Source organism: Bradyrhizobium centrolobii (assembly GCF_001641635.1).
GTDB classification, from domain to species: Bacteria; Pseudomonadota; Alphaproteobacteria; order Rhizobiales; family Xanthobacteraceae; genus Bradyrhizobium; species Bradyrhizobium centrolobii.
Map to the genome: position 1 here is coordinate 86,603 of NZ_LUUB01000036.1, position 15,278 is coordinate 101,880.

Consider the following 15,278-nt stretch of genomic DNA (forward strand, 5'->3'; position numbering starts at 1 on the left):
GCCGAGCCGGCGCCGCCGGACGAGCCGCCCGGGGTCAGTGAGGCGTCGCGGGGGTTCTTGGTGTCGCCATGGACGAGGTTGGTGGTGAACCAGCGATAGGAGAAGGCCGGGCAATTGGTGCGGCCGAGCAGGATGGCGCCGGCTTTGCGGAAATTGGCGACCACCGGATTGTCCTCGCGCGCGATCAGGTCGCGCTGGAGCTTGAGGCCGTTGGTGGTGGCAAAGCCTTCCTGGTCGACATTGGCCTTGATGGTGACGGGTACGCCGGCCAGCACGCCCGGATCCTCGCCGCGGGCGATCGCGGCATCGACGGCATCCGCCTGCTTGAGCACGTCCTCCGGCCGGTGGTCGATCACGGCATTGAGCTGGGGATTGACGGCATCGAGCCGGGCAAGTCCGGCCGTCGCGGCCTCCTTGGCGGAAACCTTCCTGGATCTGACGAGGGTGGCGAGGTCGGCGGCCGACAGGCGCCAGAGATCTTGCATGGCATGCTCCGTTTGACCGGCGTGTTTTAGCGCCGGTGATGCGACAAAGTCATGCGGATTTCGCAGGGGCGAAGGCGGGCCCCTAAAGCGCGATGAGATCGTGCTTTAGGTTATTGTTTGAGCATGATCTTTCCGGAAAACGGCTGCACACTTTTCCGGATCATGCCCTAATGCCGGGTGGCGGAGCGGTCCGGGATGTCCAGGAGCGCCTCGGTGAAGGGAAACTCCAGCACGATCTCGCCATCGACGTCGGTGACCTCGATGACGGCCTCGAGCAGGGCCGGCTGGGCTCCCTCCGATTTCACGACTTCGAGGATCATCTGGCGGGCGACCTCCCAGGCGCGATCGGGGTTGCGCAGATCCTCGCCGTCAGGATCTACGATCAATTCGTCGCCGATGCGGGTGTTGAAGAAGTATCTGGGCATCACGAGATCCAACTGGGTCGCCTGTAGCGGATTGAAAGCTGCACTGCACTCACAACTGGTTTATCAGGACAGGGTTCGCGACCGAATGCGCCTTGCGCAAGGCAGCATCAACAGAACTGACGTTCCCTATCACTTTCGCAGCGCAACATAATGGTTCCTCGTCAAGATTTAACTGGCGAACTTTTCCGCCCGCAGTAATTTAACGAGCGGGCGGACACGTCCGAATTCGCGAAAACTGGAGAGCCAAATGGCCTGGAAAGCCCCGAAGATCGTCGAAGTGCCCTGCGGTATGGAAATCAACATGTATGTGAGCGCCACCCGCAAATAAGGGCTGGCGAGTCCGCGTTCAGCGAGGTGGATCTTTCGGTCACGATGCGTTTCCGGAAGACAGGAATTGTGTCGACCTGAGATTCACCACGCGACGTTACCTCCAGGAGACGGATCATGCTTCGCGTCGTCGTCCTGGGCGCCGCAGCGGGCGGCGGAGTCCCGCAATGGAATTGCGGATGCGAGGGCTGCCGGGCGGCCCGTGCGAGCGGCCATGAGCTGCAGCGAACCCAGGCTTCGGTCGCCTTCAGCAGCGATGGCGCGCACTGGTTCCTGATCAACGCATCCCCCGACCTCAGACAGCAGTTGAACGCCACGCCGCAGCTGCATCCCAAGGCCGGCGCATTGCGCCACACGCCGATCGCAGGCGTAATTCTGACCAACGGCGAAGTGGATGCAGTCGCGGGCCTGCTCTCGATGCGCGAGGGCTCGCCCTTCACGATCTACGCGCACGAAAAGGTGCTGGCGATCCTGAACGCCAACAGCATCTTCAACGTGCTGAACGAGAAGAACGTGCGGCGGCAGCCGATCGACATCAGTGAGCCATTCGAGCCGCGGCTGCCGGACGGCGCGCGCTCGGGACTCGAGGTGCTTGCCTTCGCGGTGCCCGGCAAGTCGGCCTGGTATCTGGAAGGCAAGGCGCACCCGGGCGGCGAGACCGGCGACGGCGACACGCTGGGCCTGAAGATCACCGACAAGTCGACCGGCAAGTGCTTCTATTTTATTGCCGCCTGCGCCGAGGTGACCGATGCGCTCAAGGCCGAGATCGACGGCGCCGCGCTGGTGTTCTTCGACGGCACCGTATGGCGCGATGACGAGATGATCACGGCCGGGCTCGGCCACAAGACCGGCAAGAGCATGGGCCATGTCGCGATGTCCGGCGACGACGGCGCGATCGCGCGGCTTGCTGATCTAAGTATCGACAGGAAAATATTTCTGCATATCAATAACTCGAATCCGGCGCTGCTGCCCGCCTCGCCTGAGCGCAAAGCTGCTGAACAGGCGGGCTGGCAGATACCCGCCGACGGAACGGAGATCGTGCTGTGAATGCCGTGACACTGACCGGAATGACCGCGCTCTCGATCGGCAAGGACACCAGGCTCAACTCGGCCGAGGAGCTTGAGGCGACGCTGCGCCATATCGGCGCGACGCGCTATCACAGCCTGCATCCGTTCCATAGGCTGCTGCACGGCGGCAAGCTGAACAAGGGCCAGGTGCAGGCCTGGGCGCTGAACCGCTACTATTACCAGAGCACCATCCCGATCAAGGATGCGGTCGTGATCTCGCGCTTCCGCGACCGCGCCACGCGGCTGGAATGGCGTCACCGCATCGAGGACCATGACGGCGACGTCGGCTCTGAGGGTGGTATCGAGCGCTGGCTGAAATTGACCGAGGGCCTCGGTCTCGACACGGCCTATGTGGAATCGACCGAAGGCATCTTGCCGGCGACGCGCTTTGCGGTCGAAGCCTATGTCCACTTCTGCCGCGAAAAAAGCCCGCTGGAGGCGATCGCCTCCTCGCTCACCGAATTGTTCGCGCCGAACCTCCACGAGGAGCGCATCTCCGGCATGCTGGAGCACTATGATTTCGTCAATCCGGACATCATGAGTTACTTCAAGCGGCGCCTCGCGCAGGCGCCGCGCGATGCCGGGTTCGCGCTCGACTATGTCAAGGCGCACGCGAAGACGCCGGAAGAGCGCGCGGCCGTCTGCAACGCGCTGATCTTCAAGACCAACGTGCTGTGGGTGCAGCTCGATGCGCTCTACCACGCCTATGTCGAGGGCCACATTCCGCCGGGCGCATTTGTGCCCAAGGTAAATCAGAAGGCGAGCTAAGAGGAACAAGCGATGGCCGGGCCGCGTCACATCAGCGTCAGCGAGGCGAGCCGCCCCGTGCTGCCGCGGCATGCCAAGCTGAAATACGACGAGACGCGGCAGGTCTGGGTGATCCTGGCGCCGGAGCGGGTGCTGGCACCCGACGAGATCGCGGTCGAAGTTTTGCAGCTCTGCAATGGCGAGCGCAACGTCGGCGACGTCGCGGACCAGTTGGCCGCGAAATATGCCGCACCGCGCGAGGCGATCCTGACCGACGTCATCGCCATGCTCCAGGATCTCGCCGACAAGGGCTTTCTCACCGAAGCCCGGGAGAAGACGCCATGAGCGACGTGCTCGGCAACCCGATCATCCCGCCTGATGCCAGCGACAGTCTCGCGGTGCTCGAGAAGCAGCGTTCGACGGCGGAGGCTTTTGGCATTCCGCTGGCCGTGCTGCTCGAGATCACGCATCGCTGCCCGCTGCAATGCCCCTACTGCTCCAACCCGGTCGAGCTCGATCGCGCCGGCAAGGAGCTGACCACCGAGGAATGGAAGAAGGTGTTGAGCGAGCTCGCCGAGATCGGCGTGCTCCAGGTCCATTTTTCGGGCGGCGAGCCGACGGCGCGGAAAGACCTCGTCGAATTGGTCAAGCATGCCAGCGATGTCGGCCTCTACACCAATCTGATCACCTCGGCCGTGCTGCTGACCCGCGACAGGCTGAGCGACCTCGCCGATGCCGGCCTCTGCCATGTGCAGATCAGTTTCCAGGGCACCGAAGAAGGCCTCTCCGACCGCGTCGCTGGCTACAAGGGCGCGCATCTCAAGAAGATCGAGGTCGCGAAGTTGACGCGCGAGCTCGACCTGCCGCTGACCGTGAACGCGGTGATGCACCGCCAGAACCTGCACCAGCTCCCCGATATCATCCAGATGGCGGTCGATCTCGACGCCGACCGGCTCGAAGTCGCCAATGTGCAGTATTACGGCTGGGCACTGAAGAACCGCGCCGCACTGATGCCGACGGTCGCGCAGCTCGACGAGACCACCCGCCTCGTCGAGGAGGCGCGCGAGCGGCTCAAGGGCACGCTCGCGATCGACTATGTCGTGCCGGACTATTATGCGCTGCGGCCGAAGAAGTGCATGGGCGGCTGGGGCCGTCAGTTCTTCAACATCTCGCCGGCCGGCAAGGTGCTGCCCTGCCACGCCGCCGAGAGCATCACCGGGCTCGACTTCGAATCGGTGCGCTCCAACCATTCGATCGCCTGGATCTGGCAGAACTCCGAGGCCTTCAACCGCTATCGCGGCACCGGCTGGATGAAGGAGCCCTGTAAGTCCTGCGAGTTCCGCGAGATCGATTTTGGCGGTTGCCGCTGCCAGGCCTTCGCACTGACGGGCGATGCCGCCAACACCGACCCGGCCTGCGCGCTGTCGCCGCTGCACGAGACCATCTTCAGGCAGGCCGAGCGCGAGGCCGAGGGCGACACCAACCGCTTCCTCTACCGCAACTTCGCGGGAGGCACGTTGGAGGCAGAGACTTCGGAGAGCGGCGAGAATGGGGCCTGACGCCGACGCGGCCAGTTCGGTCAAGCGCGCCGATCCCTTTGCGCCGCTGACCTCCGAGATGCTCGACGTCGGCGACGGCCACGAGCTCTATGTCGAGAGCGTCGGCCGCGCCGACGGCATCCCCGCCGTCTATCTGCATGGCGGGCCCGGCAGCGGCTGCCAGCCCGACCATCGCCGGCTTTTTGATCCTGAACGCTTCCATGCCGTGCTGTTCGATCAGCGCGGCTGCGGCCGCAGCCGGCCCAAGGGATCGCGCGCCGACAACACGACCCCGCATCTGATCGCGGATATGGAGACGATCCGCGACAAGTTCGGCTTTCCGCGCTGGATGGTGGTCGGCGGCTCCTGGGGCGCGACGCTGGCGCTGGCTTATGCAGAGGCGCATCCCGAGCGCGTCTCCGGCATCGCGCTGCGCGCGACCTTTCTCGGCACGCGGGCCGAGGTCGAAACCGGCTTCACGACGCGCCTGTCGCAATTCTATCCCGCGCTCCACGAGGATTTTCTGAGCGTGCTTTCGCCAGAGGAGCGCAAGCAGCCGGTGGAAGCCTATTGGCGCCGCATCCTCGATGCCGACCCCGCCGTGCATGGCCCCGCCGCGCGGGCCTGGCACGACACCGAGCGCACGCTATCGGAACACAAGCCCGCACGCACGCGGCTGGACCTCGCCTCGCTGAACGTGTGGCGCACGCTGCCCGCGACGTCGTTCATGGAAGCGCATTACTTCATCAACGACAGCTTCATGACCGAGGATCAGCTGTTGCGGAACGCGGGCAAGCTCGCCGGCACTCCCGGCATCATCATCCAAGGCCGCTACGATCTGTTGTGCCCGCCTGAGACATCGCAGGCGCTCGCAAAGGTTTGGCCGGGTTCCGAGATTCGCATCGTGGAAGAAGCCGGGCATTCGCTCTATGATCCCGGTGTGAGGGACGCGGTCATGAAGTCGATCGCGGACCTCGCTTCGAAAGCCGCGCGATAAGGGGACAACAAGAAAATGCCGCTCGCCGGAAAGGGCATGCTGCTGACGTCGATGGACATCGACACAGCCGATGAAGCCGATTTCAACCGCTGGTACGATCGCGAACATCTGGAAGAGCGTGTCGCGATCGAGGGTTTCCTGGAGGCGCGGCGCTATGTCGCGCACGCCGCCAATCCCAAATATCTCTGCCTCTATTCGACCGCGACGCTCGACGTGCTGGACAGCCCCGCCTACCGGGCGCGGCTCGCGAGCCCGACCGACTGGTCGCGCCAGACCATGGCGCGCTTCAAGAACATGCTCCGTGTGGTGGCGCGTATCACGATCAGCAACGGCACGGGGCGCGGAGCGGCGCTCGGCGTGGTGAGACTGCGTCCAACACCCGACAATGCCGGGGAATGGCGTGATGCGCTGCGGGAAAAACTGGCGCCGGAAAAGCGCGACGGCATCATCTCCATGCATCTGCTCGAAAGTGAGCCGGAGCTGTCCGGCGCGACAGCGGAGATTCCGGCCGTGCGAAACGAAGGTGCGCGCGACTGGTTCGTGCTGATCGACGGCACGCAGGTCAGCGCCGTCTCGACCGTCATCGCCGAGCGCTTCACCGGACCCGCTGCCACACCCTTCCCGCTCCCGGTCTCCGTCGGCACCTACTGCCTGATGTGGGATCTTGCGAAGAGCGACATTTAGATGGCGACTGTCTCAGCGCATCGCTTTTGAAGCCCAATCGAAGGGCCCGTGACCAACTTACCCGCCTTGGCCGCCTCGTTCGATTTCATTCATGTACTTTCGAGCTAACTGCCTAGTCTTCTGGCTAGCCCATTTTGAGTCTCTGACGTCAGAAAAAAGACCTTTCAAAGAAGCTTTTTCTGTCGCAGCAAGGAACGAAACCCAAACCATTGCGCGATCCGTCCATTGACCTGATTGGGCTTTTAATGCCGACCCGATGAGTTTCGCGAACGGAAAGGGTGTTGCCACATTTGCGTTGCGAGCTATCTGGTCGAGCGCAGCCTTTACGTTAGAGAAAGGCCGCTCCAGCAAAAGCCAGGCTCGATAGAAATCGTTGATTTCTTCGAGACGGAACTCTCTATCGTCGGCCTTTACTATCCAAGCGCCAACGTCGGTGAGGGCGATGCTTAGCCCCTCATCAATCTCAAATTCAGTTGACGCAGATTGATCCATTACATGCCCTCACATGCCCTCGCGATGGAGATGATTGAGTCCTAGGGACCGTATCATCGGATGAAACTGCTGCCTCGGCTCAGGCGCCAATATCTCCAGAAATGACCGCCAGCTTCGTTCGTCAACATCTCCCGACCCGATCCAGAGCGACATCGCGCGCGGCTGACGCAGTCACACGCATCGCGAGATGCTGCACCGCCGCATTTGCGCGCGGCGGCTAATGCTGTGCGCGCGCAGCTCCTATGAAAGCTGGAGATCGCGGAAATTTGCCGTTGTGCTTCGGAATGGTTCTAATAAGGTAAGCCTATGATCCAATTCAAAAACCAGATCGACACGCGTTAAGCGTCCGCCAAGCTCAAGAAAAGGCCGCCGGGTCTTTGGGCCTGCGCGGACAGGGTAGGAATGAAACCGACCGATATCGCGGCCCCCGACTACTTTCACAAGGTAGTCGATTGCCAGTGGGCCTGTCCTGCGCACACCCCGGTTCCCGAATACATCCGTCTGATCGCACAAGGCCGCTACAGCGACGCCTATATGATCAATTGGAAATCGAACGTGTTTCCCGGAATTCTGGGACGCACCTGCGATCGTCCATGCGAGCCGGCGTGCCGCCGCGGACGCGTCGAGGAGAACCCGGTGGCGATCTGCCGCCTGAAGCGCGTCGCCGCCGATTTCAAGGACGACATCAAGCAGCGCCTGCCGCATCCCGCGGCGAAGAATGGCAAGCGCATCGCACTGGTCGGCGGCGGCCCGGCCTCGCTGACGGTGGCGCGCGATCTGGCGCCGCTCGGCTATCACTGCACCGTGTTCGATGCCGACCCCGAAGCCGGCGGCATGATGCGGACGCAGATCCCGAAATTCCGCCTTCCGAATTCGGTGATCGACGAGGAGACCGGCTACATCCTCGATCTCGGCGTCGAGTTCAGAGGCGGTCATCGCATCGAGAGCATGAAGGGTCTGCTGGCGGAGAAGTACGACGCGATCTTCGTCGGCTCCGGCGCGCCGCGCGGCCGCGAGCTCGACATTCCCGGCCGGAAAGAGGCAGCAAGCAACATCCATATCGGCATCGACTGGCTGTCCTCCGTCTCGTTCGGCCACACCGACAAGATCGGCAAGCGCGTGATCGTGCTCGGCGGCGGCAACACCGCGATGGACTGCTGCCGCACGGCGCGCAGGCTCGGCGGCGAGGACGTGAAAGTGATCGTGCGCTCCGGCTTCGAGGAGATGAAGGCCTCGCCTTGGGAGAAGGAAGACGCGATCCACGAGGATATCCCGATCCTCAACTTCCTCGTTCCCGTCGCCTTCATCCACGCCAACGGCAAGCTCACCGGCGTCACCTTCCAGAAGGTGAAGGCCGAATACGACGCCAAGGGCCGCCGCAACCTCGTTCCGTCGGGTGAGCCCGACCAGACCTTCGAATGCGACGACGTGCTGGTCGCGGTCGGCCAGGAGAACGCCTTCCCCTGGATCGAGCAGGACTGCGGCATCGAGTTCGACAAATGGCACATGCCCAAGGTCGATCCGAAGACGTTCGTCTCGACCAATCCAAAGGTGTTCTTCGGCGGCGACGCCGCCTTCGGTCCGAAGAACATCATCTGGGCGGTCGCGCACGGCCACGACGCCGCGCTGTCGATCCACAGACTGCTCTCGGGTGAGGACATCACCGAGCGCCCGCTGCCGGAGGTGCACGTCTCCTCGCAGAAGATGGGCATCCACGAATGGAGCTATGACAACGACATCTCCAACGACAAGCGCTTCAAGGTACCGCATCGCGACAAGGTCGTCGCGCTGAAGGACATCCGCGCCGAGGTCGAGCTCGGCTACGACGTCAAGCTCGCGCTCGGCGAGGCGCATCGCTGCCTGAACTGCGACGTCCAAACCGTGTTTTCGACTGCGCTCTGCATCGAGTGCGATGCCTGCGCCGACATCTGCCCGATGGACTGCATCACCTTCACGAACAATGGCGAGGAAAGCGACCTGCGCCAGCGCCTGAAGGCGCCCTCGCCGCATCCCGACCAGGACCTTTACGTCTCCGGTGATCTCAAGACCGGGCGCGTGATGGTCAAGGACGAGGACGTCTGCCTGCATTGCGGGCTGTGCGCCGAGCGTTGTCCCACCGGCGCCTGGGACATGCAGAAGTATTTCATCGAAATGACCTACGCAGGATCATCATGTCCGACAAGAAGCCGATCAGCAGCGTAAACGACTTCGTCGTCCGCTTCGCCAACGTCAACGGCTCGGGGTCGGCGAGCGCCAACGAGCTGTTCGCCCGCGCGATCCTGCGCCATGGCGTGCCGGTGTCCCCGCGCAATATCTTTCCGTCCAATATCCAGGGCCTGCCGACCTGGTACGAGGTGCGGGTGACGGAAGCCGGCCATCTCGGCGCCCGTGGCGGCGTCGACATGATGGTGGCGATGAATCCGCAGACCTGGGACAAGGATGTCGCCGGCATCGAGCCAGGCGGCTATCTGTTCTACGATTCCACAAAACCGATGCCGTCGACCAAATTCCGCGACGACATCACCGTGATCGGCGTGCCGCTGACCGCGATCACCAACTCGACTTATACCGATCCGCGCCAGCGCCAGCTTTTCAAGAACATCATCTATCTTGGCGCGCTCGCGGCGCTGCTCGACATGGATCCGAAGCTGATCGAGCAGCTGATCGGCGAGCAGTACAAGGGCAAGGAGAAGCTGCTCTCCTCCAACGTCCACGCGCTGCATCTCGGGCGCGACTGGGCATTGCAGAACCTGAAATGCCCGATCGGTCTGCGGGTGAAGAAGTCCGACAAGGTCGGTGACCGCATCTTCATCGAGGGCAACAGCGCCGCCGCGCTCGGCGCCGTCTATGGCGGCGCGACCGTGTGCGCCTGGTATCCGATCACGCCGTCCTCGTCGGTGGCGGAAGCGTTCACCAGCCACTGCAAGAAGTACCGTCATGACCCCGAGACCGGCAAGGCGAAATACGCGATCGTACAGGGGGAGGACGAGCTCGCCTCGATCGGCATCGTGATCGGCGCCTCCTGGAACGGCGCCCGTGCCTTCACCGCGACCTCCGGCCCCGGCATCTCGCTGATGACGGAGTTCATCGGCCTGTCCTACTTCGCCGAAATTCCGGCCGTGATCATGAATATCCAGCGCGCCGGCCCCTCGACGGGCATGCCGACCCGCACCCAGCAATGCGACATCATCGCCTGCGCCTATGCTTCGCATGGCGACACCAAGCATGTGCTGCTCTTCCCCGAAGATCCGGCGGAAGCCTTCGAGTTCGCGGCAGCAGCTTTCGATCTCGCCGAGCGGCTTCAGACCACGATCTTCCTGATGCTCGACCTCGACATCGGCATGAACCACCGCCTCTGCCGTCCGCTGAAGTGGGACGACGCGCGGCAATACGACCGCGGCAAGATCATGACCGCGGAGATGCTCGAGGAAGGCCGCGACTTCGGCCGCTATCTCGACGTCGACGGCGACGGCATCCCCTACCGCACCTATCCCGGCACGCATCCGACCAAGGGCTCCTACTTCACCCGCGGCACCTCGCGCGACCGCTATGCGCGCTATTCCGAGGAGGGCCCGGTCTATGCCGACAACATGCAGCGGCTGGTGCGCAAGTTCGAGACCGCGCAGGATCTCGTGCCGCGGCCGCTCCAGGCCAATGCGGAACGGCCGACCAAATATGGCGTGATCTATTTCGGCTCGACCTCGCCAGCGATGGATGAGGCCATCGGCCTTTTGGAAGCGCGCGGGCATCAGCTCGATCGGTTGCGCATCCGCGCCTTCCCGTTCCATTCGAGCGTCGCAAGCTTCCTCGCCGAGCACGATTTCGTCTATGTGGTCGAGCAGAACCGCGACAGCCAGCTGCGCCAGCTCATCGTCAACGAGAACGGCATCGACCCGGTGCGCCTCGTGCCGATCGTGCATTATGACGGCTCGCCGATCACCGCGCGCTTCATCGCGAAAGCCATTGGCGACCACCAGGATCACCTCAAGGTGACCCCGCTCCGCAAGGCCGTATCATGACCTACATTGCAAAGCCAAAATTCCATCATCCGGGCCTGAAGAAGAACGAGCTCGGCTACACGCACCGCGACTACGAGGGCAAGATCTCGACGCTGTGCGCCGGCTGCGGCCATGACTCGATCACGGCCTCGATCATCGAGGCCTGCTACGAGCTCTCGATCGAGCCGCACCGGGTGGCAAAGATCTCCGGCATCGGCTGCTCGTCCAAGACACCGGATTATTTCCTCGGCAATTCACACGGCTTCAACTCCGTGCATGGCCGCATGCCGTCGGTGCTCACCGGCGCCAACCTCGCCAACCGCGACCTGATCTATCTCGGCGTCTCCGGCGACGGCGATTCCGCTTCCATCGGCTTCGGCCAGTTCGCGCATTCGATCCGGCGCTGTGTCAACATGACCTATATCGTCGAGAATAACGGCGTCTATGGCCTGACCAAAGGCCAATTCTCGGCGACCGCCGACCGCGGCTCGAAGTCGAAGAAAGGCGTGACCAACACCGACAACGCCATCGACCTGGTCGCGATCGCGCTGCAGTTAGGGGCGACCTTCGTCGCGCGCAGCTTCTCCGGCGACAAGACGCAGCTCGTGCCCCTGATCGCGGCCGCGATCCGTCACAAGGGCGCGTCCTTCATCGACGTCATCAGCCCCTGCATCGCTTTCAACAATCACGCCGGCTCGACCAAGAGTTTCGACTATGTCCGCGAGCACAATGACGCGGTGAACCGGCTCGACGTATTGGTCGGTCGCGATCCGATCGCCGTCGATTACGCGCCGGGCACGGTGCAGGTGGTCGAGCAGCATGACGGCAGCAGGGTCGCGCTGCGCAAGATCGATGCGGACTACGATCCGCATGACCGGTTGGGGGCGATGACCTTCCTGCAGAAGCACGCCGCCAAGGGGCAGATCGTCACCGGGCTGCTCTATGTCGATCCCGAAGCGGAAGACCTGCACGAGCACCTCAACACGGTCGAGACGCCGCTCAACACGCTCGAAGCGGACACGCTGTGTCCGGGGTCGGCGGTGCTGGACAAGATCAACGCCAGCCTGCGGTGACGCGTTGTCTGCATCGCTGGAGCGATCGGCTCGGCCGATGCGATGCCCGGGAGTTCCGCGCCGTTCTAGCTGATATGCTCGGGCTCCGGTACGGAGCGGCCCGGATATGCCGATCGGCCGGCAGTCCAGTATTGCTTGCAGGCATCAAACAATGTTTCGGCGTCCATGGTCAGGCCGGCGGCATTGACGACCACGCCGCCCGCGCCAAGTGCCTTGTTCAGCAGCGACAATGCGCGCTTCAGATAACCCCCGACGAACCGCTCGGCGAGGAGGGGATCAAGCTTGAGCACCACGATCTTCAGACTGCGATGCTGCCAGATTGATATGTCCCGCACAGATCTCCAGGAGATGGTTTCATCGGCGATCCTGGTGTCGCGAATGCCGACACGGCTGATGAAGACGACCGGCTTCCTGGAGGAGATCAACATCCAGAATACTTTGCAGGTGGCAAAGCCGAAAAACGCCACGCCGAAATAGCAGGCCGCTATCTGGAACGCGGTGATGTTGTTGCTGTGGTACCAGTTGAATGCGATCGCGGCACACAGGAGCGTCAGCAGCAGGCCGATACCGAAAAACCTCAGCAGCCGCACCCGGGAATAGCCGATGGAGAGATTCGGCAGGTTCTGACTTGGGAGCATTTCCACACCATCGGCATAGGCGACAACCTGTGGTTTATCCGCGACCCTCCTTCAAAAGAGTTAAGGCGCCGTCCGGGCCTTCCGGAGACAGCCCCCTGTGAGGCCGGATCGCTTGAACGCGCGGGACACCGCTGGTCGGCCGGCGCCCTGATCGCCGTCGATTACGCGCCGGGCACGGTGCAGGTGGTCGAGCAGCACGACGGCAGCAGGGTCGCGCCGCGCAAGATCGATGCAGACTACGATCCGCACGACCGGTTGGGGGCGATGACCTTCCTGCAGAAGCACGCCGCCAAGGGGCAGATCGTCACCGGGCTGCTCTATGTCGATCCCGAAGCGGAAGACCTGCACGAGCACCTCGACACGGTCGAGACGCCGCTCAACAGCTGGAAGCGGACACGCTGTGTCCGGGGTCGGCGGTGCTGGGCAAGATCAACGCCAGCCTGCGTTGATTAGTTTGCCCGCGCCGAAACGGGCTGCCTGACGCGTATGGTGATCTTCTCCGAGACGACGGGCGGCTCGAACGGATAGTGCTTCGCATCGCCGAGCACCAGTTGCAGCGTGTGCGGCCCGGGCGGAAGCTCGAGGAAGGTTTCGGTCTGCCCCGCTCCGAAATGCAGATGCGACTTGTCCTGCGGGATTGGCTCCTTGGGATCGATGGGGTCGTTGACGTCGACCAGCAGATGATGATGACCGGCGTTCTGGTAGTCGTCGCCGGCATGCGTCACGCCCATGTTGCGCAAGCCGAACCGGACCCAGAACCCGCTGCGGACCTTCTGCCCGTCACGCGGGGTGATGAAATAGAGCTTTGCATCCTTGGGGGCGGTCTTGCCCTGCGAATAGGCTGCGCCCGGGAGCAATGCGAGCGCCGCCGCCAGCGCAACGCAGCGAAGGATTTGCATCGAACCTACTCCAGCACCTAAGGACTGAGCGCGACGCGGAATCCATGCGTCGGGTAACGAACATTGGTATCGTAGCCGTCGCGGTTGGACGGCCGCACATATCGCGAATCGTTCTTCCAGGAGCCCGAGCGCAGAACGTGCGAGCTGCAGTCTCCGCCGCTCCATGCCGAGCCGTCGCCGGGCGCGCCCTGATAGGTCCTGTGCCAGCAGTCGTTGACCCACTGGTCGACGCCGCCGCCCATGTCGTAGAGCCCGAATGGATTGGGCCTGAAGCTGCCGACCTTCGCCGGCTGCTCGGCCGCGAGGTCCCCGCAATCCTTGCACCCGGCCATGCCCGGCTGGAGCTTGTCGCCCCACCAATATTTGCTCTGCGTGCCGCCGCGCGCCGCATATTCCCATTCGGCTTCACTCGGAAGGCGATAGGGCTTCTTCGTCGCCTGCGCGAGATAGGCGGCATATTGCTGCGCGTCGGTCCAGCTCACATTGGTGACCGGCGCATCGTCCTTGCCGGTGGCGGTGAAGCCACACGCCTTCGCGGCGGCGCATTCGTTCCACTCCTGCACCGTCACGGGATATTTGCCGATCGAGAACGGCTTGACCGCAACCTGGTGGATAGGTCGCTCGGTCGGATCATCATTGCTTCCCATCGCGAAGCTGCCGCCGCGAATGGCGATCATCTCGGGTTCGCGAACCGGTGTCGCCGCCGGTTGGCTAGGCGCCGAGGCCGGTGAAGGAGATGCTGCGGGCGATGGCATCGTCGTGGGCAACGGAGAAGCCGCGGGTGCGGCTTGTGGCGCCGGTACCGTCGGGCTCGGCACCGACGGAACGGATTGCGGCGGCGAAGCCGACGGAGCCGCGATCGGAGGAGCGGCAGCCTGTTGCCCCACCCGGCCGCGGTGCTGCGCAAGCACGTACCAAAGAACGTAGCCGGCAATCACCAGCAGTGCCGTGATCAGAAGAAACAGCAGGACGCTCTCGCGCCGGCCTCGCGTCCTGCCGATGGCGTCCGCGTCCGGCAGCACGCGATAGACCCGCACGGGATCGGTGATGTTCTTGACCTTGCGGTCCCCGAGCGACTCGTAGCCGCACACCACCTTGTGCTTGATCTGCTCGTAGATCGCGCCGGAAATGTAGACCTGGCCGGGCTCGGCAATGCCCTCGATACGCGTGGCGATGTTGACGCCGTCGCCGTAGACATCGTCCGGCTCCACGATGACGTCACCGAGATTGACGCCAATCCGGTATTCGATCCGGGAATGCTTCGGAAGCGAGGCGTTGCGGCCGACGAGGTTCTGCTGGATGACGATGCTGCATCGAACGGCCTCGACAGGACTATCGAAAATCGCGATGAAGCCATCGCCCGTCGTCTTCACCAAAGTTCCATGATGCTCGACGATGCTGGGCGTGATCAGATCGCGCTCGATCCGCTTGACGCGGACGTGCGTGCCCTCCTCGTCGGCCTGCATCAAGCGACTGTAGGATGCGATGTCACCGACAATGATCGCTGCGAGACGACGAGGCATCACGCCGTGTGGCGGCGGCTCACCCTGATTTCCCGATTTGAAGTTGCGAATTTCGCCCATTGCTGGGACTCCACAAACTTGCAAAACAACTTCCAAAACAACTGGCAAAACAAACTTGTAAAAGGCGGTCCCAGCTTACGACTGCGAAAAGCACTCGTCTGTGAAGGCTATCACAATGACGGGTTGGAACAAGCAAACTGCGTCCGGGGCCAAGGTCGCGCGACGACAAGCCAGCAAGTTCCGACCGGCAGAACCGGCGTGGCGTTGAACTTTTCCCGCGCTGTGAGCGACTAAAGCCCGACATGGAACTCAAGACGCCTCCGGGAGCAGCGCTGGACATGCCCGCGATCACTTCAATGACGACGAGAGGTTGCATCTTCATTGC

The 15,278-nt window shown here is 63.0% G+C and carries 15 protein-coding genes and 2 pseudogenes; 11 read left to right on the top strand and 6 right to left on the bottom strand.

The features are described from left to right. Window positions 1-485 (bottom strand): annotated as a pseudogene (locus tag AYJ54_RS52110) (amidase family protein); the annotation flags it as partial. A gap of 167 nt (window positions 486-652) precedes the next feature. Then, window positions 653-910, bottom strand: a complete 258-nt coding sequence (locus tag AYJ54_RS08290) for a DUF6894 family protein (protein WP_063698322.1) — start codon at window positions 908-910, stop codon at window positions 653-655. A 247-nt stretch (window positions 911-1,157) separates the two neighbouring features. Between AYJ54_RS08290 and pqqA the strand changes: the two genes are divergently transcribed. The 7 genes from pqqA (at window position 1,158) to AYJ54_RS08325 (ending at window position 6,270) form a co-directional block, all read left to right on the top strand. After that, window positions 1,158-1,238, top strand: coding sequence for a pyrroloquinoline quinone precursor peptide PqqA (pqqA, locus tag AYJ54_RS08295; RefSeq protein WP_007595659.1), 81 nt, complete (start codon window positions 1,158-1,160; stop codon window positions 1,236-1,238). A gap of 116 nt (window positions 1,239-1,354) precedes the next feature. Beyond that, window positions 1,355-2,284, top strand: coding sequence for a pyrroloquinoline quinone biosynthesis protein PqqB (pqqB, locus tag AYJ54_RS08300; protein ID WP_063698193.1), 930 nt, complete (start codon window positions 1,355-1,357; stop codon window positions 2,282-2,284). Between the two features lie 20 nt (window positions 2,285-2,304). Then, entirely contained in the window at window positions 2,305-3,072 is a 768-nt protein-coding gene (gene pqqC / locus AYJ54_RS08305; protein ID WP_430641418.1) for a pyrroloquinoline-quinone synthase PqqC, read from the top strand. Window positions 3,073-3,084: 12 nt separating this feature from the next. After that, on the top strand, window positions 3,085-3,396 hold the full coding sequence (gene pqqD / locus AYJ54_RS08310) for a pyrroloquinoline quinone biosynthesis peptide chaperone PqqD (RefSeq protein WP_063698195.1): 312 nt from the start codon (window positions 3,085-3,087) through the stop codon (window positions 3,394-3,396). Then, window positions 3,393-4,610: a pyrroloquinoline quinone biosynthesis protein PqqE gene (pqqE, locus tag AYJ54_RS08315; protein ID WP_063698196.1), complete on the top strand. Its 1,218-nt coding sequence runs from the start codon at window positions 3,393-3,395 to the stop codon at window positions 4,608-4,610. The genes pqqD and pqqE overlap by 4 nt, the downstream gene beginning before the upstream one ends. Continuing rightward, complete coding sequence (gene pip, locus AYJ54_RS08320; RefSeq protein ID WP_063698197.1) at window positions 4,600-5,586, top strand: prolyl aminopeptidase; 987 nt, start codon at window positions 4,600-4,602, stop codon at window positions 5,584-5,586. Before pqqE ends, pip begins: the two co-directional genes overlap by 11 nt. 15 nt (window positions 5,587-5,601) lie before the next feature. After that, a complete protein-coding gene (locus AYJ54_RS08325; protein WP_063698198.1) occupies window positions 5,602-6,270 on the top strand; it encodes a DUF4286 family protein in 669 nt (222 codons plus the stop codon). A 57-nt stretch (window positions 6,271-6,327) separates the two neighbouring features. Here AYJ54_RS08325 and AYJ54_RS08330 read toward each other — a convergent pair whose 3' ends face one another. Continuing rightward, window positions 6,328-6,762, bottom strand: a complete 435-nt coding sequence (locus tag AYJ54_RS08330) for a hypothetical protein (protein WP_063698199.1) — start codon at window positions 6,760-6,762, stop codon at window positions 6,328-6,330. Window positions 6,763-7,164: 402 nt separating this feature from the next. On the opposite strand from AYJ54_RS08330, the gene AYJ54_RS08335 reads away from it, so the two are divergent. Genes AYJ54_RS08335 through AYJ54_RS08345 form a run of 3 tightly spaced genes read left to right on the top strand, consistent with a single transcriptional unit; the run spans window position 7,165 to window position 11,833 of the window. Further along, entirely contained in the window at window positions 7,165-8,964 is a 1,800-nt protein-coding gene (locus tag AYJ54_RS08335; RefSeq protein WP_063698200.1) for an FAD-dependent oxidoreductase, read from the top strand. Then, window positions 8,934-10,781 (top strand): 2-oxoacid:acceptor oxidoreductase subunit alpha, encoded by a 1,848-nt coding sequence (locus AYJ54_RS08340; RefSeq protein WP_063698201.1) that lies wholly within the window; start codon window positions 8,934-8,936, stop codon window positions 10,779-10,781. The genes AYJ54_RS08335 and AYJ54_RS08340 overlap by 31 nt, the downstream gene beginning before the upstream one ends. Then, a complete protein-coding gene (locus AYJ54_RS08345) occupies window positions 10,778-11,833 on the top strand; it encodes a 2-oxoacid:ferredoxin oxidoreductase subunit beta (RefSeq protein WP_063698202.1) in 1,056 nt (351 codons plus the stop codon). Before AYJ54_RS08340 ends, AYJ54_RS08345 begins: the two co-directional genes overlap by 4 nt. Window positions 11,834-11,898: 65 nt before the next feature. Here AYJ54_RS08345 and AYJ54_RS08350 read toward each other — a convergent pair whose 3' ends face one another. Further along, complete coding sequence (locus AYJ54_RS08350) at window positions 11,899-12,471, bottom strand: STM3941 family protein (RefSeq protein ID WP_063698203.1); 573 nt, start codon at window positions 12,469-12,471, stop codon at window positions 11,899-11,901. A gap of 150 nt (window positions 12,472-12,621) precedes the next feature. Between AYJ54_RS08350 and AYJ54_RS08355 the strand changes: the two are divergent. After that, a pseudogene (locus AYJ54_RS08355) lies at window positions 12,622-12,920 on the top strand (2-oxoacid:ferredoxin oxidoreductase subunit beta); the annotation flags it as partial. Here the strand turns inward: AYJ54_RS08355 and AYJ54_RS08360 are convergent. Further along, window positions 12,921-13,370 carry a DUF4399 domain-containing protein gene (locus AYJ54_RS08360; RefSeq protein ID WP_063698205.1) on the bottom strand — a complete coding sequence of 150 codons (450 nt, stop codon included), beginning with the start codon at window positions 13,368-13,370 and terminating at the stop codon, window positions 12,921-12,923. Window positions 13,371-13,387: 17 nt separating this feature from the next. After that, window positions 13,388-14,953: an SUMF1/EgtB/PvdO family nonheme iron enzyme gene (locus tag AYJ54_RS08365; RefSeq protein ID WP_063698206.1), complete on the bottom strand. Its 1,566-nt coding sequence runs from the start codon at window positions 14,951-14,953 to the stop codon at window positions 13,388-13,390. Window positions 14,954-15,278: the final 325 nt, after the last annotated feature.